The organism is Pseudomonas putida (genome assembly GCF_026625125.1).
In the GTDB taxonomy this organism is placed as follows: Bacteria; Pseudomonadota; Gammaproteobacteria; order Pseudomonadales; family Pseudomonadaceae; genus Aquipseudomonas; species Aquipseudomonas putida_X.
Genome location: NZ_CP113097.1, coordinates 957,745 through 981,802, shown reverse-complemented (window position 1 = coordinate 981,802; position 24,058 = coordinate 957,745). Strand labels below are relative to the sequence as shown.

22 protein-coding genes are annotated in these 24,058 nt (G+C 63.8%); 10 read left to right on the top strand and 12 right to left on the bottom strand.

The window, feature by feature from the left end; translation table 11 throughout:
• Window positions 1–6: 6 nt before the first annotated feature.
• The 7 genes from OSW16_RS04510 (at window position 7) to OSW16_RS04480 (ending at window position 7,951) form a co-directional block, all read left to right on the top strand.
• A complete protein-coding gene (locus OSW16_RS04510) occupies window positions 7–1,110 on the top strand; it encodes a mannuronate-specific alginate lyase (RefSeq protein ID WP_267821069.1) in 1,104 nt (367 codons plus the stop codon).
• Between the two features lie 132 nt (window positions 1,111–1,242).
• A complete protein-coding gene (locus OSW16_RS04505) occupies window positions 1,243–2,703 on the top strand; it encodes an MBOAT family O-acyltransferase (protein WP_267821067.1) in 1,461 nt (486 codons plus the stop codon).
• Window positions 2,704–2,714: 11 nt separating this feature from the next.
• On the top strand, window positions 2,715–3,872 hold the full coding sequence (locus tag OSW16_RS04500) for an alginate O-acetyltransferase (RefSeq protein ID WP_241806610.1): 1,158 nt from the start codon (window positions 2,715–2,717) through the stop codon (window positions 3,870–3,872).
• A gap of 21 nt (window positions 3,873–3,893) precedes the next feature.
• Window positions 3,894–4,541, top strand: a complete 648-nt coding sequence (locus OSW16_RS04495) for an alginate O-acetyltransferase AlgF (RefSeq protein ID WP_267821065.1) — start codon at window positions 3,894–3,896, stop codon at window positions 4,539–4,541.
• 37 nt (window positions 4,542–4,578) lie between these two features.
• The gene (locus OSW16_RS04490; RefSeq protein WP_267821063.1) at window positions 4,579–6,033 is read left to right on the top strand and encodes a mannose-1-phosphate guanylyltransferase/mannose-6-phosphate isomerase; all 1,455 of its coding nucleotides are present in this window, start codon (window positions 4,579–4,581) and stop codon (window positions 6,031–6,033) included.
• 367 nt (window positions 6,034–6,400) lie between these two features.
• Window positions 6,401–6,865, top strand: a complete 465-nt coding sequence (locus OSW16_RS04485) for a multidrug transporter (protein WP_241806607.1) — start codon at window positions 6,401–6,403, stop codon at window positions 6,863–6,865.
• A gap of 261 nt (window positions 6,866–7,126) precedes the next feature.
• Window positions 7,127–7,951, top strand: a complete 825-nt coding sequence (locus tag OSW16_RS04480) for an SDR family oxidoreductase (RefSeq protein WP_267821060.1) — start codon at window positions 7,127–7,129, stop codon at window positions 7,949–7,951.
• On the opposite strand, the gene OSW16_RS04475 is transcribed toward OSW16_RS04480, so the two are convergent.
• The 5 genes from OSW16_RS04475 to OSW16_RS04455 form a co-directional block, all read right to left on the bottom strand.
• Window positions 7,901–8,311 carry an SDR family NAD(P)-dependent oxidoreductase gene (locus OSW16_RS04475; RefSeq protein ID WP_267821058.1) on the bottom strand — a complete coding sequence of 137 codons (411 nt, stop codon included), beginning with the start codon at window positions 8,309–8,311 and terminating at the stop codon, window positions 7,901–7,903. The genes OSW16_RS04480 and OSW16_RS04475 overlap by 51 nt on opposite strands.
• Before the next feature lie 16 nt (window positions 8,312–8,327).
• Entirely contained in the window at window positions 8,328–9,779 is a 1,452-nt protein-coding gene (locus OSW16_RS04470; RefSeq protein ID WP_267821055.1) for an efflux transporter outer membrane subunit, read from the bottom strand.
• Window positions 9,776–10,837 (bottom strand): HlyD family secretion protein, encoded by a 1,062-nt coding sequence (locus tag OSW16_RS04465; RefSeq protein ID WP_267823883.1) that lies wholly within the window; start codon window positions 10,835–10,837, stop codon window positions 9,776–9,778. Before OSW16_RS04465 ends, OSW16_RS04470 begins: the two co-directional genes overlap by 4 nt.
• Before the next feature lie 27 nt (window positions 10,838–10,864).
• Complete coding sequence (locus OSW16_RS04460) at window positions 10,865–12,406, bottom strand: MFS transporter (protein ID WP_267821052.1); 1,542 nt, start codon at window positions 12,404–12,406, stop codon at window positions 10,865–10,867.
• 135 nt (window positions 12,407–12,541) lie between these two features.
• Window positions 12,542–13,450, bottom strand: coding sequence for a LysR family transcriptional regulator (locus OSW16_RS04455; RefSeq protein ID WP_267821050.1), 909 nt, complete (start codon window positions 13,448–13,450; stop codon window positions 12,542–12,544).
• Between the two features lie 290 nt (window positions 13,451–13,740).
• On the opposite strand from OSW16_RS04455, the gene OSW16_RS04450 reads away from it, so the two are divergent.
• A complete protein-coding gene (locus OSW16_RS04450; protein WP_267821048.1) occupies window positions 13,741–14,190 on the top strand; it encodes a universal stress protein in 450 nt (149 codons plus the stop codon).
• A 19-nt stretch (window positions 14,191–14,209) separates the two neighbouring features.
• Here the strand turns inward: OSW16_RS04450 and OSW16_RS04445 are convergent, their stop codons facing one another.
• From OSW16_RS04445 to OSW16_RS04430, 4 genes are read right to left on the bottom strand one after another with little or no spacing between them, the layout of a single operon-like run.
• Entirely contained in the window at window positions 14,210–15,070 is an 861-nt protein-coding gene (locus tag OSW16_RS04445) for an HlyD family secretion protein (RefSeq protein ID WP_241806600.1), read from the bottom strand.
• Window positions 15,071–15,080: 10 nt separating this feature from the next.
• Window positions 15,081–15,281, bottom strand: coding sequence for a DUF1656 domain-containing protein (locus tag OSW16_RS04440; protein ID WP_241806649.1), 201 nt, complete (start codon window positions 15,279–15,281; stop codon window positions 15,081–15,083).
• 4 nt (window positions 15,282–15,285) lie between these two features.
• Entirely contained in the window at window positions 15,286–17,463 is a 2,178-nt protein-coding gene (locus OSW16_RS04435) for an FUSC family protein (protein ID WP_267821046.1), read from the bottom strand.
• The gene (locus OSW16_RS04430; protein WP_267821044.1) at window positions 17,460–18,989 is read right to left on the bottom strand and encodes an efflux transporter outer membrane subunit; all 1,530 of its coding nucleotides are present in this window, start codon (window positions 18,987–18,989) and stop codon (window positions 17,460–17,462) included. The genes OSW16_RS04435 and OSW16_RS04430 overlap by 4 nt, the downstream gene beginning before the upstream one ends.
• A 178-nt stretch (window positions 18,990–19,167) precedes the next feature.
• Here OSW16_RS04430 and OSW16_RS04425 point away from each other — a divergent pair, with 178 nt between their 5' ends.
• Both OSW16_RS04425 and OSW16_RS04420 read left to right on the top strand, forming a co-directional pair.
• The gene (locus OSW16_RS04425) at window positions 19,168–20,115 is read left to right on the top strand and encodes a LysR family transcriptional regulator (protein WP_267821042.1); all 948 of its coding nucleotides are present in this window, start codon (window positions 19,168–19,170) and stop codon (window positions 20,113–20,115) included.
• A 106-nt stretch (window positions 20,116–20,221) separates the two neighbouring features.
• The gene (locus OSW16_RS04420) at window positions 20,222–21,196 is read left to right on the top strand and encodes a 2-hydroxyacid dehydrogenase (RefSeq protein ID WP_267821040.1); all 975 of its coding nucleotides are present in this window, start codon (window positions 20,222–20,224) and stop codon (window positions 21,194–21,196) included.
• A 40-nt stretch (window positions 21,197–21,236) separates the two neighbouring features.
• Here OSW16_RS04420 and OSW16_RS04415 read toward each other — a convergent pair whose 3' ends face one another.
• The 3 genes from OSW16_RS04415 to OSW16_RS04405 are packed head-to-tail and all read right to left on the bottom strand — an operon-like array spanning window position 21,237 to window position 23,967.
• Window positions 21,237–22,175 (bottom strand): glycosyltransferase family 2 protein, encoded by a 939-nt coding sequence (locus OSW16_RS04415; RefSeq protein WP_267821038.1) that lies wholly within the window; start codon window positions 22,173–22,175, stop codon window positions 21,237–21,239.
• Window positions 22,172–22,531 (bottom strand): GtrA family protein, encoded by a 360-nt coding sequence (locus OSW16_RS04410; protein WP_267821036.1) that lies wholly within the window; start codon window positions 22,529–22,531, stop codon window positions 22,172–22,174. Before OSW16_RS04410 ends, OSW16_RS04415 begins: the two co-directional genes overlap by 4 nt.
• Before the next feature lie 2 nt (window positions 22,532–22,533).
• A complete protein-coding gene (locus tag OSW16_RS04405; RefSeq protein ID WP_267821034.1) occupies window positions 22,534–23,967 on the bottom strand; it encodes a glucosyltransferase domain-containing protein in 1,434 nt (477 codons plus the stop codon).
• Between the last annotated feature and the right edge of the window lie 91 nt (window positions 23,968–24,058).

The following is a 24,058-nucleotide window of genomic DNA, read 5'->3' as shown; positions in this document are numbered from 1 at the left end:
GCGACCATGACTGCATTCAAGCGACTCTTCAGCCCCGCCCTGCTCGTGCTGGCCCTGACCGGCGGTGCCGCGCATGCCGCGCTGGTACCCCCTCAGGGTTATTACGAGGGGATTGAAAAGATCAAGACCAGTGACGGCAACTTCCGCTGCGAATCTGCGCCCAAACCCTACACCGGCGCGCTGCAGTTTCGCAGCAAGTACGAAGGCTCTGACAAGGCTCGGGCGACCCTGAACAAGGAGTCGGAACAAGCCTTCCGCGACTCCACCAAAGACATCACCACCCTGGAGCGTGGTGTCGCCAAGATGGTCAACCAGTACATGCGTGACGGCCGTCCGGCACAACTGGACTGCACCCTGACATGGCTGGGCACCTGGGCGCGCGCCGATGCGCTGATGTCCACCAACTACAACCACACCGGCAAGTCCATGCGCAAATGGGCACTGGGCAGCATGAGCGGCTCGTGGCTGCGCCTGAAATTCTCCAACTCGCAGCCCCTGGCCGCACACCAGGCCGAGGCCGAGCTGATCGAGAAGTGGTTCGCCCGCCTGGCCGAGCAGACCGTGCGCGACTGGAGCAACCTGCCGCTGGAGAAGATCAACAACCATAGCTATTGGGCGGCCTGGTCGGTGATGGCCACCGCCGTGGCCACCGACCGCCGTGACCTGTTCGACTGGGCGGTGAAGGAATACAAGATCGGCGCCAACCAGATCGACGACCAGGGCTTCCTGCCCAACGAAATCAAGCGCAAGCAGCGTGCCCTGGCGTACCACAACTACGCCCTGCCGCCACTGGCGATGATCGCAAGCTTTGCCAAGGCCAACGGCGTGGACCTGCGCAGCGAAAACAACTTTGCCCTGCAGCGCCTGGGTGAAGGCGTGCTGTACGGCGCCCGCGACCCGCGCCACTTCGCCGAACGTGCGGGTGAGAAACAGGACATGAAGGACCTCAAGGTCGACGGCAAGTACGCCTGGCTCGAGCCTTGGTGCGCGCTGTACCAGTGCGTGGGCGACACCCTTGAGCGCAAACACGAGATGCAGCCGTTCGACAGCTTCCGCCTTGGCGGCAACTTGACCCGGGTCTATGACCCGAGCGCGGCTTCGAAGAAATAACGCGAAACCCTGTGGAGCCGGCTTGTCGCCAAGCCAGCTGCCACAGGAATACGAAGTGCCTTCCGGTTTTTGGGCTGGGGGGTTTGGGGGGCGCTTTGCCCTGGATGCTGTGAACCATTTAGGAGAACCGGGATGGTCTTCTCGTCCAACGTGTTCCTGTTCCTGTTCTTGCCGATATTCCTCGGCCTGTACTACCTGAGCGGGCAACGCTATCGCAACCTGCTGCTGCTGGTCGCCAGCTACATCTTCTACGCCTGGTGGCGGGTGGACTTCCTCGCCCTGTTCGCCGGTGTCACCCTGTGGAACTACTGGATCGGCCTGAAAGTGGGTGCCGCCGGCGTACGCACCAAGCCTGCACAGCGTTGGCTGCTGCTGGGCGTGGGCGTAGACCTGGCGATCCTCGGCTATTTCAAGTACGCCAACTTCGGCGTCGACAGCCTCAACGCGATCATCAGCTCGTTCGGCCTTGAGCCCTTCATCCTTACCCACGTGCTGCTGCCGATCGGTATCTCGTTCTACATCTTCGAATCGATCAGCTACATCATCGACGTGTACCGCGGCGACACCCCGGCTACTCGCAACCTGATCGACTTCGCGGCGTTCGTGGCGATCTTCCCGCACCTGATCGCCGGCCCCGTGCTGCGCTTCAAGGACCTGGTCGACCAGTTCAACAACCGCACCCACACCCTGGACAAGTTCTCCGAAGGCTGCACCCGCTTCATGCAGGGCTTCATCAAGAAAGTGTTCATCGCCGACACCCTGGCGGTGGTCGCCGACCATTGCTTCGCCCTGCAGAACCCGACCACCGGTGACGCCTGGCTCGGTGCGCTGGCCTACACCGCACAGCTGTACTTCGACTTCTCCGGCTACAGCGACATGGCCATCGGCCTGGGGCTGATGATGGGCTTCCGCTTCATGGAGAACTTCAAGCAGCCGTACATCAGCCAGTCGATCACCGAGTTCTGGCGCCGCTGGCACATCAGCCTGTCGACCTGGCTGCGCGACTACCTGTACATCACCCTGGGCGGCAACCGTAAAGGCACCTTCAACACCTACCGCAACCTGTTCCTGACCATGCTGCTGGGCGGCCTGTGGCACGGCGCCAACTTCACTTACATCATCTGGGGTGCCTGGCACGGCATGTGGCTGGCAATCGAACGCGCACTGGGCCTGGACACCAATCCGCAGCGCTTCAACCCGGTCAAGTGGGCGTTCACCTTCCTGCTGGTGGTGGTCGGCTGGGTGATCTTCCGCGCTGAAAACCTGGAAGTGGCCGGCCGCATGTACGGCGCCATGTTCAGCTTCGGCGAGTGGCAGCTGTCCGAACTCAACCGCGCCCAGCTCACCGGGCTGCAGGTAGCGACCTTGGTCATTGCCTACGTCACCCTGGCGTTTTTCGGCCTGCGCGACTTCTACCGCAATGCCACCCCGCCGGCAGCAATCCGCACGCCGGCGCAGGTCAATGCCGACGGTTCGCTTGACCTGGACTGGACCCGGGTGATGACCCGTGCCCTGATCCTGCTGCTGTTCGTGGCCTCGATCCTCAAGCTTTCGGCGCAGAGCTACTCGCCGTTCCTTTACTTCCAGTTCTGAGGTTGATGACCATGACCCGGACATTACGCATCACCTATTCCCTGTCGTTCCTCGGCCTGCTGGTGGGCATGGGCGCCTGGTCCACCGGCGGCCTGCAAAGCTTCCAGCGCACCGAGCAGATGACTCTGCTCAACGGCAAGCTGGCCAAGGCCGCCGAAACGCACTACGACGATGAGTTCCCGATCAAGCGCCTGGGCACCAACCTTTGGGCAGCCCTGGATTACAAGCTGTTCAACGAGGGCCGCCCAGGCGTGGTGCTGGGCCGTGACCAGTGGCTGTTCAGCGATGAAGAATTCAAGCCGACTGCCGGCGCCGACCAGCTCATGCAGGAAAACCTGGCGCTGATCCGCGGTGTGCGCGACACCCTGCAACAGCACGGTAGCCAGCTGGTGCTGGCGATCGTGCCGGCCAAGGCGCGGGTCTATTCGGAGTATGTAGGCAAGGAGGCGCCTGCCAGCCTGCATGAGGACCTGTACAACCAGTTCCATGCCCAGGTCCGTCAGGCCAACGTCTTCGCCCCTGACCTGATGGCCCCGATGGAACAGGCCAAGGCCCGCGGCCAGGTATTCCTGCGTACCGATACCCACTGGACGCCAATGGGCGCTGAAGTCGCCGCCCAGGCAGTGGCCGAGGCGGTCAACCGCCAGAGCCTGCTCAATGGCGACCCACAGGCGTTCATCACCGAGGCTGGCAACACCGCCCCGTACAAAGGCGACCTGACCAACTTCCTGCCACTGGACCCGCTGTTCAGCAATCTGCTGCCCAGCCCGGACACCCTGCAGCAACGCAGCACCCACCCCGTCGAGGCCCCAGGTGATAGCGGCGATGCCCTGTTCGCCGACAGCCAGATCCCGGTCGCGCTGGTCGGCACCAGCTACAGCGCCAACCCGCACTGGAACTTCCTCGGTGCGCTGCAGCAGGCCTTGCATAGCGATGTCGCCAACTATGCCGAAGACGGTCACGGCCCACTGCTGCCAATGCTCAAGTACCTGCAAAGCGATGCCTTCAAGAACGCCGCGCCACAGGTTGTGGTGTGGGAATTCCCCGAACGTTATCTGCCAATGAAAAACGACCTCAGCAGCTTCGATCCGCAGTGGATCGCGCAACTGAAGAACACCCGTAAATCCGAAGAAAACCTGGCCCTGTCGTCCAACCGGACGGACCACTGATAGATAGAGAGGAACACGCACATGACTACCAAGACTTCCATTGCCAAAGCCCTCACCCTCGCAGCAGGCCTGTCGTTGGCTTCGATGCAGGCATTCGCCGGCGCCGACGCTGCCCTGTATGGCCCTACCGCACCGAAAGGCTCGACTTTCGTGCGCCTGTACAACGCCGCCCCTGCACCCGCTGCCGCGAGCGTTGGCAACACCCAGATCAAACAGGTCGGTGCCCAGGCCAGCAGCGACTTCAGCTTCCTCCCGGGCGGTGACTACACCGCGCAGGTCGCTGGCAAGAGCGTCCCGGTCAAGCTGGCCGCTGACAAGTACTACACCCTGGTCAACAACGGCAGCGGCAACCCGCAGCTGATCGAAGAACCACCGTTCAAGAACAAGCAGAAAGCCCTGGTACGTGTACAGAACCTGAGCGACCAGCCGCTGGCCCTGAAGACCGCCGACGGCAAGACCGAGGTGGTCAAGCCAGTGGCTGCCAAAGGCCGTGGCGAGCGTGAGATCAACCCGGTCAAGGTCAACCTGGCCCTGTTTGCAGGAGACAAGAAAGTCAGCGACGTCAAACCCGTCGCCCTGGAGCGCGGTGAAGCCGCCGTGCTGTACGTCACTGGCTCGGGCAGCAGCCTGTCGCCGGTCTGGGTCACCCGCCCAGTGTCCACCAACTGATCCTCTGCCTCTTTAACGACCTTATTGGAGAAACAACATGATCCCGGTAATTCTTTCTGGTGGTAGCGGTTCGCGTCTGTGGCCTTTGTCGCGCAAGCAGTTCCCCAAGCAGTTCCTCGCCCTGACCGGTGAGCACACGCTGTTCCAGCAAACCCTCGAGCGCCTGGTGTTCGAAGGCATGGACGCGCCGATCGTGGTCTGCAACAAGGACCACAAGTTCATCGTTCAGGAACAGCTCGCGGCGCTGAAACTGCAAACCCAGGGCATCCTCATGGAACCCTTCGGCCGCAACACCGCCCCTGCGGTGGCGATGGCCGCGATGAAGCTGACCAGCGAGGGGCGCGATGACTTGATGCTGGTGCTGCCGGCCGACCACGTGATCGACGACCAGAAAGCCCTGCAGCGGGCCTTGGCCCTGGCCACCGTAGCTGCCGAGCGTGGCGAGATGGTGCTGTTCGGTGTCCCGGCGACCAAGCCCGAGACCGGTTATGGCTACATCCGCTCCAGCCAGGACGCCCTGCTGCCCGAAGGGGTGGCCCGCGTGGCGGAGTTCGTCGAAAAACCCGACGAGAAGCGCGCTACCGAGTTCGTCCAGTCCGGTGGCTACTTCTGGAACAGCGGCATGTTCCTGTTCCGCGCCAGCCGCTTCCTGGAAGAGCTGAAAAAGCACGACCCTGACATTTATGACACCTGCGTGCTGGCCCTGGAGCGCAGCGACGAAACAGATGATGTGCTGAGCATCGACGAAGCGACCTTCGCCTGCTGCCCGGACAACTCCATCGACTATGCGGTGATGGAAAAGACCCAGCGCGCCTGCGTGGTGCCGATGTCGGCTGGCTGGAGCGACGTTGGCTGCTGGTCGTCGCTGTGGGAAGTGCATGACAAGGACGCCAATGGCAACGTCACCAAGGGTGATGTGGTGGTGCAGGACAGCCACAACTGCATGATCCATGGCAACGGCAAGCTGGTGTCGGTGATCGGCCTGGAAAACATCGTCGTGGTCGAGACCAAGGACGCGATGATGATCGCCCATAAGGACAAGGTCCAGGGCGTCAAGCAGATGGTCAAGACCCTCGACGAGCAAGGCCGCAGCGAAACTCAGAACCACCTCGAAGTGTACCGCCCGTGGGGCTCTTACGATTCGGTGGACATGGGCGGCCGCTTCCAGGTCAAGCACATCACCGTCAAGCCAGGCGCCAGCCTGTCGCTGCAGATGCACCACCACCGTGCCGAGCACTGGATCGTGGTCTCGGGCACTGCTGAGGTGACGTGCGATGAAAATGTGTTCCTGCTGACCGAAAACCAGTCGACCTACATCCCGATCGCCTCGGTCCACCGCCTGCGCAACCCGGGCAAGATCCCGCTGGAGATCATCGAAGTGCAGTCCGGTAGTTACCTGGGCGAGGATGATATCGAGCGCTTCGAGGATGTGTATGGGCGCACCTCCACGCCCGTCGACCGGGGCGTGTCGGTCAAGACCATCGCTCAGTAAGCTGCAAGCTTCGAGCTGCAAGCGGCAAGAAAAAGCGGGGCGGTGGTGTTCCTACTTGATGTGGAGCACCGCCGGCCCGCCTTTCTCTTGCAGCTTCAAGCTTCAAGCTTCGAGCTGCAAGCGGCAAGACAAAGCGGGGCGGTGGTGTTCCTACTTGATGTGGGGGCTCCGCCGGCCCGCTTTTCTCTTGCAGCTTCAAGCTTCAAGCTTCGAGCTGCAAGCGGCAAGACAAAGCGGGGCGGTGGTGTTCCTACTTGATGTGGGGGCTCCGCCGGCCCGCTTTTCTCTTGCCGCTTGCAGCTTGGAGCTTGAAGCTTCCAGCTAGCAGCTCCAAGATGTCCGGAGACTCGAACGGGATTCGGACCACATGATCATCGGCGCCTTCCTCATCCTCACCTGGCTGGTACTGCTCCTGCGTTACCCGGGCAAGGCCCTGCCGATCTCGCTGGCCGCCGTCTGCGGCCTGGGGCTGGTGGCACTGTTCGTCGTCTGGCAGGACACACGCGAAGCTTCGCAACTGGCGCGGCTTGACCTGCGCCTGACCTACGCACCGGATCAATGCCCTGCCGACCGTGCCTTGAAGGTACATATGAAAAACGGCAACAAGGCTCCGCTGACCGAGCTGCGCTGGCGGGTCGCTGCCTATGCCCCGGGCGATACCATCAACCTGGCCGAAAATACCTACAGCGCACCGCGCTATCGTGGGCCGGGCGAACTGCAGCCTGGGGCCGAATGGACCGATTGCCTGCCACTGCCGCCACTGCGCGCTGGGTACCGGCCGCAGACACTGGAGTTTCGCGCCGAACATCTACAGGGTACATTCGCCAACTGATACGGTGCCTGAACGGGCCCCATCGCCGGCAAGCCGGCTCCCAAAAGCACCCAGTACCGCCTGGCATCGGTGCACCCTGTGCCCGTTGGCAGCTAGGGATCTGGACTGGTCTCAGGAGGTTGGACACCAATCCAATGCCTTGGGGCAATCCAGGTACAGCACAGAGCTCAAGCCCTGCGCGGTCCATTTGTGGGAGCCGGCTTGCCGGCGATAGGGCCGGTTCGGCCTCTACATAACCTACTCTGAGCACAGGCCTGCCCAATGCCCACCGTCCTGATCACCGGTTGTTCCAGCGGCATCGGCCGCGCCCTGGCCGAAGCCTTTCGCGATGCTGGCCACGACGTATGGGCCACCGCCCGTAAAACCGAAGACGTCGAACACCTGGCCGCAGCCGGCTTCACCGCCCGGCAGCTTGACGTCAACGACGCCGAGGCCCTGATGCGCCTCGCCGACGAGCTGGAAACAAGCCACGGCCGCCTCGACATCCTGGTCAACAACGCTGGCTACGGTGCCATGGGCCCCTTGCTCGATGGCGGGGTGGAGGCCATGCGTCAGCAGTTCGAAACCAATGTGTTCGCCGTAATCGGCGCCACCCGCGCACTGTTCCCGCTGCTGCGCCGTGCGCGTGGCCTGGTGGTCAACATCGGCAGTGTATCGGGCATACTGGTCACGCCGTTCGCCGGCGCCTACTGCGCCTCAAAGGCTGCTGTGCATGCCTTGAGCGACGCCCTGCGCCTGGAGCTGGCGCCGTTCGGCATTCAGGTCATGGAAGTGCAACCGGGAGCGATCGCCTCACAATTTGCCAGCAATGCCCAGCGCCAGGCCGATCAGGTGGTGGCAGCGCAGTCGCCGTGGTGGCCGCTGCGCGAGCATATCCAGGCGCGGGCCCGCGCCTCGCAAGACCGGCCCACCTGCGCCGCACAATTTGCCCAAGGGCTGCTGGCTGCCACACGCAAATCGCCTGTGCCAGCGGTGGTGCGGCTGGGCAATGGCAGTACCGCGTTGCCGCTAGTGGCACGCTGGCTGCCACGACGTTTACTGGACTGGGTACTGCGTAAACGCTTCGGGCTGCTGCGACCGCTCTGATCCACTGCCCAGGTGGATCACCTGCCCCCACTTGCGCTCGGCCATGCCGCGGGCGTAATGCCGCTGTAGCCGCAGGGCAACGTCCTGCGTGCCGTTATTGACCAGGATATCGGTGTGCGGCACCTGCTGGAGCAAGGCCTGCACACCCTGTTCGGTGCCCAGGTCAGCGGCAACGCCAATGATCCGCGCCTTGGGCAAACGCTCGCGCACCGCTTTGAGCGCAGCGTCGACCAGCGCCTGGGTGCGGTCGTTGAGCACGACCTCGGCGCCGGCGGCGGCAAGGTCGATGGCGGTAGACACGCCCTGCCCGGCCATGGAACCACTGATGAGTGCGCGTTTGCCATTGAGGGAGAGGTCCATGGCTGCCTCCGCTTGATCACACCTTGTTCGTCGGCTGCCCGTCGAACGCCTGCCAGCCACCACCCAAAGCCTTGTACAGCCCGACCAACGCCTGCGATACCGCCGCCGAACTGTCGATCCACTGCTCTTCACTGGCAAGCAACGCACTCTGCACCGTCAGCACATTGAGAAAGTCCACCGCGCCTTCCACGTACTGGCGCTGGGCGGTTTCCAGGGCGATGCGGTTCTGCCGCACCGCTTCGGCCAAGTGATCACGGCGCAGTTGGCTGGCGTTGTACAGGCGCAGCACATCGTCGATCTCATGCCAGGCACCGAGCACCACCTTGCGGTAGTTGAGCGCCGCCTCCTGCTGCTGCGCCTCACGCAGCGCCAGGGTGCCCTTGAGCCGGCCACCCTCGAAGATCGGCAACGACAGCTGCGGGCCGAAGGCAAAGCGGCGCGAGTCCCAGGCGCCGAAGTCCGACAGTTGCATGGCCTGGAAGCCGACGCTGCCGGACAGCCGGATGCTGGGGTAGAAATCTGCCTTGGCCACGCCAATGCTGGCAGTGGCCGCATGCAGCTGGGCCTCGGCCTGACGGATGTCTGGACGGCGCTCGGCCAGCTCGGACGGCAAGCCGATCGCGAATTGCTGCTGCGGCGCAGGCAGTTCCCCACCCTCAAACAGCTGTGCCTGCAAACTGCGTGGCGGCTCGGCCGCCAGCAGGCTCAGCGCGTTGATCAGGTCATCGCGCCGGGCCTCGAGGCTGGGCAGACGGGCCTCGATCGAGGCTACCTGGGCGCTGGCCTGGGCCACGTCGAGCCGGGTGGCGACACCCTCGGCCTGGCGGTCCTGGGACAGCTTCAGGCTGTGCTGGGCGACCTTCAGGTTGTCACGGGTGACATCGAGCGTGTGCTGCACGGCACGCAACTGGATGTAGTTGCCCGCGGTTTCCGACAACAGCGCCAGGAGCACACCGCGCCGGTCGTTCTCGGCCACTTGCACCGTGGCGTCGGCAGCCTCCACCTGCCGGCGTACCCGGCCCCAGAGGTCCAGTTCCCAACCGGCGACCAGGTCGCCCTGCCACAGGTTGAAGGCCGACTTGCCGGCATTGCCAGACGGGTCGTTGAGGCCTTCGGCACTGTTACGGGCGCGGCTGTAGCCGGCATCCACATCGACCGACGGCGCCTGGTCGGCAGCCACCGTGCTGCGCAAGGCGCGGCTTTGCAGCAGTCGCGCACTGGCGATCTGCAGGTCCAGGTTACGCTCGGCCACCTGCTGGATCAGCGCACTCAGGCGTGCATCGTGGAAGGTTTCCCACCAACGAAGTTCAAGCGGTTCTGCCTGCGCCTGGCTGGGTGCCGCCTGGCCCTGCAGCGGTGGCCATTGTTGAGGGGCCTGGCTGTCCGGGCGCTCGAAGTCCGGGCCAAGGGTGCAGCCAGCCATCAGCACGGCCAGCAGCAAAGGGCTCAAGCGTAATGCCGGTTTCATCGTGCACTTACCTCTTTGCCACTGAGCCTGTCACCACGGGTGTCGATGGTCGCTTCCACCGACATGCCCACACGCAAGCGCGCGAGTAACGGCTGGCCGTCATCGAAGACGATTTTCACCGGGATACGCTGCACCACCTTGGTGAAGTTGCCGGTGGCGTTGTCGGGTTTCACTGCCGCGAAGGTCACGCCCGTGGCGGGGGCAATGCTTTGCACATGGCCTTTGAGGGTTTCACCGGCAAAGGTATCGACGCTGATACTGACCGGCTGCCCCGGCTGCACATGGGTCAACTGGGTTTCCTGAAAATTGCCCACCACATAAGCCTGCTGCAAGGGCACCACCGACAGCAGGGGCGCGCCCGGGTTGACGAAGGCACCCACGCGCAGGGCACGCTCACCGACCATGCCATCCACCGGCGCGGTAATGCGGGTGTAGGACAGGTCCAGCTGAGCTTTTTCAAGGCCCGCTTCGGCACGCTTCAACTGCCCATCGGCGCTGGCGACCTGAGCGCTGAGGATGTCCACCTGCTTGTGCGCGGCGACCAATGCAGCCTGGGTGTTGGCCAGCCGTGCGCGGGCCTGGTCGACCCGGCTGCGCGCCTGCTGGGCATTCTGCACGGTGCCGGCGCCCTGCTCGGCGAGGCGGCTGTAGCGTTTGACCTCGTGGTCGGCGAACGATGCTTCGGCCTGCGCCGCCTTCACCGCCGCCTCAGCCTGGGCAATCAATGCCGCCTGGCGTTCCAAGGTGGCACGCGCATCGGCACTTTGCGCCTTGGCCACCAGCAGCTGGGCCTGTGCGGCATCCAGTGCGGCCTGGTAGTCCCGTGCATCGATGGTCGCCAGCAACTGGCCGGCCTGCACCTGCTGGTTGTCTTCGACCAGCACCTGCTTGACGAAGCCGGCCACCTTGGGTGCCACCACGGTGTAATCGGCGATCACGTAGGCGTCGTTGGTACGTTGCCGGTGGTCACTGCCGAGCACCCAGGGGCCGACGATACCCGCCAGCACGGCCACGGCGAGTACCGAGCCGATCACGATTGTCTTGCGCTTGTTGGTCATTTTCAGCGATCTCGAATTCATCCGGGCTCAGGCCACCGCGCGCGGTGGGTAGACCCGGGTAGGCACGAAAGGAATCAGGCAGATCAGCGCCACGGCGATACCGGCCATGACCAGGTAAAGGTCGGCCGAAGTCAGCACCAGCGCCTGGTCATGAATACGCTTGGCAAGCCCCGCAGCGTTGTCATCGATCAGCGGGGCGTTGCCCAGGCTGTCCACCAGGTGGTTGGAATGAAAGTGCCGGCGCAGCGTGCCGAGGGCGTCGAGCAGGCCACCGGCGATCACTGCGGCGAGCCCTTTGACGGTGTTGAACCAGGCGGAAGCGAATGGGCCTTCCTGCGGGCTCATGCCGTTGGTGGAGAGCATCAGCAGCGGCAGGACCGCCATCGGTTGGCCGAACACCTGAAGCAGGTAGAACGGGTAGAAATCACCGCGTATCCATTGGCCGGTCAGCAGGCTGCTACCGATGCACGACAGCGCCAGCAGCGCCAGCCCCGTGGCCAGCACCCAGCGGCAGTCCACTGCGCGCAGGTTGCACAGTGCCGCCGTCAGCGGCAGGGCAATCAGTTGCGGCATGGCCACCAGCATCATCAGCGGGCTGGTTTGCGCCGGGCGATACCCTTGGATTTGTGCAAGGTAGGCGGAGGGGATGCTGCCCACGCCGGAAAGCACCACCAGCACGCCGGCCAAGGTGACCAGCGCAAAGCTCAGGTTGCGCCGCGACAGCATGCGCAACTGGAAGAACGGCAGCGGCTCGGACCATTCGTTGTACAGGAACAGCACCAGCAACAGCGCGCCCCCGCCCAGCAGCCAGCAGATCAGCGGCGAATCGAACCAGCCCCAACGGTCCCCAAGCGACAGGCCCAGGACAATGCAGCTGATGGCCGGCAGCCCCAGCACCACCCCGCGCCAATCGAACTGCTTGAAGCGCTCAAGGCGCAGCGGGTCCTGGGGCAAGCCCCAGCCGACACAGAACATGGCCAGTGCCGAGGGCAAGATGATCTGCCAGAACGCCCACTGCCAACCGACATATTCGGTCCACAGCCCGGCCAACGGCGTGCCAAGGTTCGGGCCGAAGGTGGCGGTCAGGGCATAGCAGGCCAGCCCGTACACCTTGATGCCCGGCGGCAGGAAACGCAGCGCCACGCTCATGAGCATCGGTGGCAAGGCGCCCGATGCAAAGCCCTGGAGGATACGCAGCAGCATGAGGCTGTGCAGGTTGGGGGCGAAGGGCTGCAGCAATCCAAGCAGCGCGAACATCCCAACCGCGCTCATGGTGAAGCGGCGCAAGGAGAAGGTAGTGGCCAGCCAGGGCGCGAAGGCCATGGCCGAGACCGAGGCGGCGCTGTAAACCGCCAGCAGCCAGGCGCCCTCGTCGGCGCCGATGCCCATGGCCCCGCGGATATCAGCCAGGGAGATCTTGGTCACCGATTCGTTGAGGCCGGCGCACAGCACGGCCAGCAACACGCCGAACAGCCCGACCACCACGCGCAGGCCGAACGCCGACTGCACGGGCGCAGCCGGCGCCGGGGCGGCGGCGATCGCGGTGGCAGGGGCGGACAGGGAACTCATGGGTAGACAACTCCAGCAACAATTTTATGGCTGGAGCAAGTCTAAGAAAGTCGAATGCTTACGAAAACTGACTTATCGGAAGTTCTATATTGCGCATGACGCAATCCACTCTAGGCGCCACAAAACGCTGCGGGTTTACGGATCCACACTGCAACAGGCTTTCAAGATCTGCCGCAACCAGCGGTGCGCCGGATCGTTGTGATAACGCGGGTGCCAGGCCTGCAGCACGGTAACCCGTTCCAGCGGCACCGGAATCTCGAACGAGCGCAACGGCAAGCCAAGCTTGTGCACACTGTTGAGAATATTGGCGGGCATCGGCAGGATCAGGTCCGAATCGGGCAGCGAGAACAACGCCGAGTGGAAGCTCGGCGTAATCAGCGCCACCCGCCGTTGCACCTTGAAGTTGGCCAACTCGACATCGATCGGCCCGTTAGCGCGGCCACGCCGGGACACGCTGATCTGTGGATAACTGGCAAAACTCTGCGCGGTGATCGGCTGGTCGAAGATCGGATGGTCGCGCCGCGCCAACCCCACGTAGTAAGTCTGGAACAGGCTCTGCACCTTGATTTCCGGGCCCAGGTCGACGGTCGAGCTGATGATCAGGTCGGTGCGCCCATCGCGCAGGATGCTGTCGTCATCACCACCGGGGCTCTCCGGCACGAAGCGCAGTACCGTGCGCGGGGCCTGCTCATGCATGCGGCGCAACAGCAGGGCACCATACAGGGCGATGAACAGGTCATTGGTGCGGATGTTGAAGGCTCGGTCGAGCTTGGGTAGATCCACCTCTGCAGCACTGCGGAACACCTCACCGGCCTGCTCCACCAGCGCCGCCACCTGCTCGCGCAGGGCCAGCGCCCGAGGTGTGGGTACCAGGCCACGGCCGGCGCGCACCAGGATCGGATCCCCCAAGGCATCGCGGATGCGCCCGAGGGTCCGGCTCATTGCCGCCGGGCTGAGGTTCATGCGCTGCGCCGCGCCGACCACACTGCCTTCATCGAGCAGGGCGTCGAGGGCGACGAGCAGGTTCATGTCCGGGAGTGGCATGGCCGATTTCCGTGGCGGTTGTGGGAACGCGATGTTAGCAGGTCGCACGATTGCACCAGACGCAATGTGCTCGTGCGTGGTAGCGCATTTATTTCCATGGCCTGATGAGCCATAAGTAAGGCTGTGGCTGTACCGGCCCTATCGCCGGCAAGCCGGCTCCCACAGGGTGGACTGCCCCGGGACATTGGATGGGTGTCCAACTTCCCGGGGGCAGGCCAAACTTGTGGGCCGGCTTGCCGGCGATGGGGCCAGTACAGGCAACCGACCAGCCAGTTTCAGCGAGGATCCTTATGCCCAGCCCCGTCCTGATCGCCATCGACGCCTCCCCTGCCTCGACCGCCCTGCTCACCCTCGCCCGCCGCTACTGCCGGCCCGACGAACACGAACTGCACGTATTGCTGGCCATCGACTCGACGTTCGCCGTGCACGACAAGCCTGCGCCTTACACCGCCGAGGAACTGGAGCAATACCCTGCCGCCTGTGAGGAACAACGCCTGGCCGACCGTGCCGTGGCCGAAGCCGTGGCATCGCTCAAGCAGGCCGGCTTCAGCAGCCAAGGCTGCATGGTCGCAGGGCAACCGGTCGAGGCCATCGTCGCCAAGGCGCAGGAAATCAAGTGCGAGCTGATCATCATGGGCCACCGCCACCTGTCGCGCCTGGGTCGGATGCTGGACCCGTCAGTCAGTGCGAAGGTGATCGACCGGGTCACAGTGCCGGTCTTGGTCGGGGCGGCAGTCTAGACATCGCACAGGCCCGCATTCACCCATCGCTCGGCGTCACCACCACGGTGCACGTCGTCCCTGCCGCCAGCAGAAACCCGTCCGGCACTTCATCGATGTGTATCCGCACCGGCACCCGCTGGGCCAGGCGCACCCAGTTGAAGGTCGGGTTCACGTCGGCGATCAGCTCGCGGCTCTGCGGGTTATCGCGGTCGTAGATGCCCCGGGCGATGCTCTGCACATGGCCCTTGAGCCGTTCGCCGCTCATCATCTGCAGCTCAGCCTGGTCACCCACCTTCACATGCGGCAGCTTGGTTTCCTCAAAGAAGCCGTAAACCCAGAACGAGTGTTCATCGACCACCGCCATCACCGCCTCACCGGTACGCGCATAGTCACCTTTGTGGATATTCAGGTTGGTCACGTAGCCATCGACCGTGGCAACGATGCGGGTGCGTGTGAGGTTCAACTCGGCCGCTGCCAGGGCTGCCTGGGCCTGTTGATAGTCGGCCAGCGCGGCGTTGGCGATATTGCTGGCGTCGTCGCGGTTTTCCTTGGAGATCACCAGGTTGTCCATGTCGGCACGGCGCCGGGCGTTGACCTTGCGCATCTCCCAGGTGGCCTTGCGCGAGGCAACCAGCGCCTTGGCCTGGTCGACGGCCAACTGGTAGTGCTCGGGGTCGATCCGGATCAGCAGGTCGCCCTTCTTCACCCGCTGGTTATCCTTGACCGGTACATCCACCACATAACCGGGCACGTCGGCGGCGACATTGATGATGTCGGCCCGCACGCGCCCGTCGCGGGTCCAGGGCGTCGTCATGTAGTGCAGCCACAACTGGCGACCGATCACCACGGCAGCAGTCAGCACCAGCAAGGTGGCAATCAGGCTGAAGAACTTTTTCATCGAAGGATTCTCACCGGTAGAGCGACAGCGCCAGGGCGCCGAACAGGCAGACGAACAGGCTCAGGCGCAACAGCGCCGGGTGCCAGAAGAAGCGGTAGCCATCATGGCTGGCGATGAAGCGGTCCAGGCCCCAGGCCAGGCCCAGGGCGAACAGGAACATCAAGGTCATGGTGGGCATGTACACGCCATGGAAGGCGATCTCACGGGGCATGAGTTCACGGAGCATCGTGCAATCCTTTCGCCGTAGCTAACGGCGACTGTGGGTCGAGCAGGGAGGAACGGATGAAGTGCAGGTAGCTCTGCACGCGGCGCAGTACCGAGGTGTCGAAGTGCCGGGCGAAGGGTTCGTCGGTAGCCTGCACACGGCTGATGGCGTGGTCGACCGCCACCAGCGCGCGCTCGTGGTTGCTGGCACTGGGCTGCAGGAACAGCCGCGCCAGCGCCCGGCCCATGACACGAATTGCCTGGCGCCAAGGCTGCGACTCGGCATACGCCGGGTGGACGGGTGCGCGGGCCTGCTCCTTGCGCAGCTCGATGACCGCATGGCCGATTTCCAGCACCGTCAACATCCAGCCCATCAGCTGGCTTTGTACCTGCGGCTGGCCGGCGGCCAGGCCATAGGCCTGGTGCAACAGGTCACGGGTGCGGCTTTCGAACGCCGAGCCCAGGCCGCGCAGGCGACCGCTGATGGCGAACAACACCTGCTCGCGCAGTTCCTGCTCCAGGCGGCTCCACAACCAGCGGCTGTTGGGCGGCAGGATGATCGCCCCCGCCGCAGCGCAGACGAACATACCGATGACCATGCCGATGTAGTCGTTGATGAAGGTGTAAGGGTCGTACACGGTCAGGTTGTTAGGCACTGAGCCGATGGCGAAGAACACCAGCAGGCCTATGCCGTAACCCGCGTAGGCAGGCCGCGAAGACAGGAAGGCACCCAGCGTGAACACCGGCGCCAGCACCATGCACAGCAGCGCGAAGCCGTCGATCCAAGGGAACACGAAGAAGGTTTCGAAGAAGCCGATGAACGCCCCGATCGCCGTGCCGCAGGCCATCTGGAACGACATGCGTTTGGGGTTCGGCGAAGCCGCCGACAGGCCTACGGTGACGGTGGCGATCAAGGTCATCATGCCCCCACTTGGCCAGTCGCTGAGCAACCAGTAGCTGCCCAGCAGCAACAACACCGCCGAGGCGCGCACGCCGGCGGCCAGCGATACCAGCCAGCTGGTCTGGGCCACGTAAGGCTCATCCCACTGCTCGCGCTCATGCGTGTGCGCGGCCAGGGAGGCGTGGGTTTCGGCGTAGCTGTACATCTCGTCGACGAAGCGATAGAGCAGCTCGAAAGCGGTATGGAAATCGAGCTGGTCGGACTCGCTGGGGTCGGTCAGCAGGTATTCGGCGCGCAGGCCACGTACCTGAGCCTGCAGGCCCTCTTTGTAGGCCGCCAGCTCCAGCGTCAGGCGCAACGCATCGGCATCGGTCAGCGCGCGCCCGACATAGGGCTCAAGCAGCTCGACCAAGGTGTTCAAACCCGGCTCGATGGCCCCGACGATGGTGAGCGGCCCACGGGCGCGCAGGCGCTCAAGCAACCGGTGCAGGGCGTTGAAGCGCGTGGTGATGGCCATGAACTCGCTGTTCATGCGCACCAGGCGGCCAGAGCGCCTGCGCATGTGCGGGTCTTCGAAGGCGGTGACGTTGCGCAGGCTTTCCAGGCCGACCGCCTCGGCGACGAACCTGACGTTGCTGGTTTCGAAACGGTCTCGCTGGCTGTCACCACGCAAGGCCTCGACCACGACCCCGGCGAACACGCCAAAACGCTGGTACAGCGCATTGCGCATCGCGGCGCTGGCCGACTGCGGCAGGACCGCGGCGCTGACGAAGGTCGAAACGAGGATGCCCAAGCCAATCTCCAGCACCCGCCACACGGCCGCCATGAACGCTTGGTCTGGGTGTTCCAGCACCGGCAGGCCGGTCATGGCTGCGGTGTAGCCGGCCAGCACGAAACCATAGGCGCGAAAGGTGCGGTAGCGCATGGCGCCCGCCGAACACAGGCCCACCCACAGCGCCAGGCTGGGCAGGAACAGCTCAGTGTTCTGCGCGAACAGGGCAATCAGCGCCACCATCATCGCCGAGCCGGCCAGGGTGCCGAGCACCCGGTAGAAACTCTTGGCGAAGACATGGCCGCTCTGCGGCTGCATGACGATGAACACGGTGATCATCGCCGTGCGCGGCTGTGGCAGCTCCAGTCGCATGGCCAGCCACAGGGTGATGAACGCAGCGGCCAGCACCTTGCAGATGTAGACCCACGTCACCCCGTCGGTACGCGCCCAGGCAAAGAAACCCCGGCGCCATTCCAGGCTGTGCAGCCAGCGCAGGGGCAGGCTCGATGCACTCATTCGGCGTGGTCCGGTTTGCGGTCGAAAACAGCCAGGGTGGCTGGGGTGGTCGGCGCTGCCTGGCGCTCCTGCTCAGGCACGTCCTTGCCGGCCTGAAGGCCACCGCCCAGGGCGGTCACCAGCTCGGCATGGGCGATCAGGCGCGCGGCCTGCACCTGCTGCTGCACGTTCTGCTGGCGCAGCAGCAAGGTCTGGGCATTGAGCACGTTGAGGTAGTCGGTCAGGCCCCGCTGGAAGGCGATCATGGCGATGTCGTAGGTCTTCTGTGCAGCGGCCACGGATTCAGCGGCGAAATGCGCCTGTTCCTGCATCGACTCACGGCGGATCAACTGGTCGGAAATGTGCTTCAACGCGCCAATGACCGTCTGGTTGTAGCGCGCCACGGCCACGTCATAGCCCGCCGCAGCCGCCCCCAGCTGCGAGCGCAAGCGGCCGCCGTCGAAGATGGGCAGGCTGACGGCCGGCCCGACGTTGTAGTTGAACTTGCGCCCGGTGAGAAATTCCAGCGGCCCGCCACCGGTGGCCATGAAGCCCAGGCTGCCGACCAGGTCGACGTTAGGGAAGAAGCCAGCGTGAGCGACGTCGATGCCACGCGCCTGGGCGGCCACCTGCCAGCGGCTGGCAACCACGTCGGGGCGCTGGCCGACCAGCTCGGCCGGCAGCGCAGACGGCAGCTGCACAGGGGCGGCGAGGGTCAGTCTGGGGCGCTGGATCTGCGCGCCCTCCCCTGGCCCCTTGCCCGCCAGCGCAGCCAGCTGGTTGCGGGTAAGCGCGATTTCTTCGTCGAGGCTGTCCAGTTGGCGATGGGTTTCGGGCAGCGGGGCCTCGGCCTGGCTGACCTCCAGATGGGTACCGATACCGCCGTCCAGGCGGCGCTTGGCCAAAGCCAGAATCTGCTCCTGCTGCTTGAGCTCGGCCTGGACGATGTCACGCTGGGCGAAGTGCAGGCTCAGCTGAATGTAGGCACGCACCACGTTGTTCTGCAGTTCCAGTTGCGCCTGGCGGGCCTCGGCCACGCTCATGTGCGCCTGGTCCACGGCCTGTTCGCTGGCGTTGCGTTCGCGCCCCCAAAGGTCCAGGGCATAGCTGAAGCCGATGGCGGCGTTGTTGTCCCAGGTGTTGGCACCCGACAGTGCGCCAGGGCCGTAGAACTGATCTTCAGGCCAGTTGTGGCGCTTGAGCGCCGCCTGGCCGTTGGCCTGCAGCTGTTCTGCCGACTCGACCACGCCGGCCATGGCCTTGGCTGCGCGCACCCGCGCTGCGGCCATGGCCAGGCTCGGGCTACCCGCCACGGCCAGGTCCAGCCAATGGTTCAGTTGCGGGTCATGGTAGGCACGCCACCACTGCTGGTCGGGCCAGTGGGCATCGCTGGCGGCTGCACGGATGGCTGCGTCGGTGGTCAAGGTATTGGCTTGGAGGGTCTTGCTTTGTGGGGCAATGCCCCAAGTTCCGATACAGCCGCTCAAGGTGAGGCTAATGGCACAGGCACTGAACGCCTGAAGCGTTCTGATGATGCGACGCGGCACAGCTGCGATTTCCCGAGGAAGAGGTGGAGGGCTGGGCAATTCTAGGGGGCGGCCGCACTGGCGATAAGCGTGGATTCCTGCGAATCTTTGTTACCAAAACAGCGATAATCCGGCTTTGGTCGAAGGCACATGCAACTTACTTCGTGACACAATTTGCCCTCTACCTTGAGAGTGACCCATGGACACCCTGCAAAACATGCGTGCTTTCAGTTGCGTAGCCCAGCTTGGCAGTTTCACTGCTGCTGCGGCGCAACTGGATACGACCACCGCGAACGTGTCGCGGGCGGTCTCCAACCTGGAAGCCCATCTGCAAACCCGGCTGCTGAACCGAACCACGCGGCGCATCGCCCTGACCGAGGCGGGCAAGCGTTACCTGATGCGCTGTGAACAGATCCTGACCTACGTCGAAGAGGCCGAAGCCGAGGCGAGCGATGCGCATGCCCGCCCTGCCGGGCAATTGAAGGTGCACTCGATGACCGGGGTCGGCCAGCACTTCGTGGTCGATGCCATCGCCCGCTACCGCGAGTCGCACCCGGACGTGACGTTCGACCTGACCATGGCCAACCGCGTGCCCGACCTGCTCGACGAAGGCTATGACGTGTCCATCGTGCTGGCCACCGAGCTGCCGGACTCGGGCTTCGTGTCGCAGCGTCTGGGCATTACCTACAGCATCGTCTGCGCCTCGCCAGACTATGTGGCCAGGCACGGCTTCGCGCACAAGCCGGTCGACCTGCTGCAGCATGCCTGCCTGCGCATGGTCAGCCCGGTGATCCCGCTGGAAAAGTGGTTGTTCGACGGCCCGGAGGGCCAGGAGCTGGTCAACATCAGCAGTTCGCCGTTCCAGGTCAATTCTGCCGACGCGATGAAAACCGCGATTCGCAGCGGCATGGGCATGGGCGTGCTGCCGATCTACTCGGCCATCGAGGGTTTGCGTGATGGCAGCCTGGTACGGGTGATGCCGGACTACAGGCTGCAGGAGCTGAACCTGTATGCGATCTACCCGTCGCGCCAGTATCTGGATGCGAAGATCAAGACCTGGGTGGAGTACCTGCGCAATTCCTTGCCAGAAATTCTCGCAGCCCACGAAGCGGACCTGAAAACCCACGAGTTGCTCATCGCGAACTGAAGCCGCTGCAAGCTGCAAGCAACAGCAGGGCCGTGCACGCGCTGCTTTCTCTTGCAGCTTGTAGCTTGCAACTTGTAGCTTCTACCTTTTGCCCGGAAGTAGCCCGATGAAAAAGACCGTCCTGGCCTTCAGCCGCATAACCCCGGCCATGGCCGAGCGCCTGCAGCAAGATTTCAACGTGATCGTGCCCAACCCCAAGCTCGGCGACATCAGTGCCCAGTTCAATGAAGCCTTGCCCGAAGCCCACGGCCTGATCGGCGCCGGTCGCAAGCTCGGCCGCGCGCAACTCGAAGGGGCCGCCAAACTGGAAGTGGTGTCCAGCGTCTCGGTGGGCTACGACAACTACGACGTCGACTACTTCAACGAGCGCGGCATCGCCCTGACCAACACGCCTGACGTGCTGACCGAAAGCACCGCCGACCTGGGCTTCTCGCTGATCATGGGCTGCGCACGGCGCACGGCCGAACTGGACGCCTGGACCAAGGCCGGCCAATGGCAGGCCACCGTCGGCCCAGCGCACTTCGGCAGCGACGTGCACGGCAAGACGCTGGGCATCGTCGGCCTGGGCAACATCGGCGCGGCCGTCGCCCGCCGTGGCCGCTTCGGTTTCAACATGCCGGTGCTGTATGCCGGCAACAGCCGCAAACCAGCACTGGAGCAGGAGCTCGGGGCCCAATACCGCAGCCTTGAGCAACTGCTGGCAGAATCCGATTTCGTCTGCATCGTGGTGCCGCTGTCCGACGCCACCCGCCAGCTGATCGGCGCTCGCGAGCTGAAGCTGATGAAGCCGAGCGCCTTCCTGATCAACATCGCCCGTGGCCCGGTGGTCGACGAAGCAGCGCTGGTCGAGGCGCTGCAAAACGGCACCATTCGCGGCGCGGGCCTGGATGTCTACGAAAAGGAGCCGCTGAGCGAGTCGCCGCTGTTCAAACTGCCCAATGCCCTGACGCTGCCGCACATCGGTTCGGCCACCGCCGAAACCCGTGAGGCCATGGCCAACCGGGCAATGGACAACCTGCGCGCTGCGCTGCTGGGCGAACGGCCGCGGGATCTGGTGAATCCACAGGTGTGGAAGGGCTGACAACGCGTATTCGCCGCGAAGAGGCCAGCACAGGCAACCTTCACATGGGTTGCCTGTGCCGCCTCACTACCTTGCGCACCACGTACCGGGGCCGATGCTTGGTCTCCTGGTAGATCCGCCCTATGTATTCGCCCAATATTCCGATGCCGATCAACTGCACCCCGCCCAGGAACAGCACTGCCGTCATCAACGACGGATAGCCCGGCACATCGTTTCCGAACAGCATTTTGTCGATCACCATGTACATCGCAAACACGAACGCCGACAGCGATACCCCTCCACCCACGTAACTCCATAGCCGCAAAGGCACCGTGCTGAACGAGGTGATGCCATCCAGGGCCAGGTTCCATAGCCGCCAGAAGCTGAATTTGCTGGTGCCCGCCGTACGTTCGGGCCGGTCGTACTCGACGATTTCGGTACGAAAACCCACCCAGGACAACACACCTTTCATGAACAACTGCTGCTCCGGCAACTGGCGGATGGCGGCCACCACCTTGCGGTCCAACAGGCGAAAATCACCGACGTTTTCCTCGATCCGGGTCGAGGCGATGCGGTTGTGCAAGCGGTAATACAGGCGTGCAGTCCAACGTTTGAGCCGGGTGTCGGTCGCACGGCTACGGCGCTTGGCCAGCACAACGTCGGCCCCCTGCTGCCACAGCTCGATCATCTGTGCGATCAGCTCAACAGGGTCCTGCAGGTCGACGTCGATCGGCACCACCGCATCGCCATTGGCGTATTCGAGGCCCGCGAACAGGGCGGACTCCTTGCCGAAATTGCGCGAGAAGTTGACCACCGTGACCCATTCATCGCGCGCCGCCAACTCGGTGCAAATCTGCTCGCTGGCATCGCTGCTGCCATCGTTGACCAGCAGGATCTCGACCGTCACCCCCTGCAGCGTCGGCTCGCTGCGTACCGCATGATAAAAGCGTTCAAGGGTGTCCTGCTCGTTGTACAGGGGTGCGACCAGGGTAATGTTCATGCCTCCCTCCGCTTGAAAACCACCGCGTGCGAGTAGCTGTAGCCGACGATCAGGCTGGTGGCTGAAAACGTAAGCACGGTCAACCAGGGCGACAACTGCGCCCAATCGGCGATGGCCCCGAGCACTAGGCTGATGCCACCCATGCCGGCCATGAACACCAGGTAGTGCGACCCCGTTGGCCTGACGGCAAAGGTAAAGCGGGCATTGATGTGATAGGACACCGTTGCCGCCACGGCGAAGGCCAGCAGGTTGCTCTGCCCCTGATTCAACCCCAGCGCCAGCGCCCCCCAGAACACCAACCCGTGCAAGGCGGTATTAACGATGCCAACCAGGCCATAGCGAGCGAAACGAACCATGGTCAGTGCTCCTGTCCGGTTGCCTGCGGCAGCTTGATCAGCACATAAGCGGCATCACCCACCAAATGGATGTCATAGAACCTGCTCACGACCCGTGGCGAGGGACTGCGGGCCAATACCTGCCGACGGGTCAGCGGCGGCGACTGGTAGAACGTGCGAGGGTCGTCGATACCCACCCGCGGGAGCATTTCTGGCAGCATCACATACCGGTTCGCATCGATGACTTCGATCGCTGGCATATGCGCCAAGGTACCTTTGGCAGCAGGCACCCAAAGCCTGGACTGCCAATAGCCGAGCAGGTAGTAATGCCTGGCTGCGGCCAGCTCCGGCTGGGACGAGAGGTCATGGGCAACGGACTGGGCGACTGCTTGGTGCAAGGCCTTCTGCAGCATCAGCACCCGGCCGTACGCAAAGGACATGGAGAGCATGAACACGATCGAGGTGGCCAGAACGACCAGGCGCACACGGGGCAACGCTGCCAAGGCGTCGTGCACCACGTAAAGCAACATGGTCAGCGCGGCCCCCAGGCCCATCAGTACCCGCGCGGTGGGGTCGAAGTGCTCCAGGAACAGAATGAGGCCTGGAATGCATAGCAGTATCAGCGCAACCGGTAACAGCAACGCCGCGACCAACCCCAGCCGCTCGCTCAAGGCGTAGGGACGACGCCACAGTGCTTGCAGCTTGCGGCCCAGTGAGAATGCCGCCAACAGGCACAAACCAACGGCACCCCAGAACACCCAAGGTGTGACCAACACGCTGACAACTTCGACCGTGGCCGCAAGGCGCTGGGACATTTCAGTCAGCCACAGCCCGTCGAAAGCAAGCAGCGCCGTACGCTCACTGCGCACCATCCAGGCGCAGGACACATAGAAAAGCCCCACGCCAACCAGCAACTGCCCCAAGCGCACCGCTGCAACCTTGCAAACCATTGCAAACCGGCTGCCGTTCATGACCACACGCATGATTTCCAGGCAACACAAACCCGCGAATACGTTCAGGCCGGGTTGGTAGAGCGCAGCGCTGGCGGCCACCAGCAATGTGCCGCCGAGCCATGGTTTCGCCCATTGGCAGCCAAGGGTGATCGCCCACAGGCTACACGCCAGCGACAAGGCCATCGACGCCCCATCATATTGATAGGAAAGGTTCTGCAGGAAGAACGGCTGCATCCACAACGGCAACACCACCAGCACGGCACTCACCGTCGGTAGCGTGAACCAGTGCTGCACCAGGTTGGCCAGCGCGTGTGCGGTAATCAGCACGGCAAGCAGCAATGGCAATGGGTAGAGGTTCACAGCAGCGGGGCCGAAACTCAGTACGGCATTGAGCAAGGCGGCCAGCGGCCGACCGTCTTGCACCCAGTCATTGCGTGCCAGGTATTGGCGCGCGTAGTCGTCCAGGACTGACATGTCGGCCATCAGCAGCGGGACGATATGCAACAGCAACGCTGCTGAACACGTTAGCCAAAGCTGCGTAGAGGACAGTGTTCTGAAGGAGGACGGCATTGGTTTCCCCAGCGATTTGCGGCCT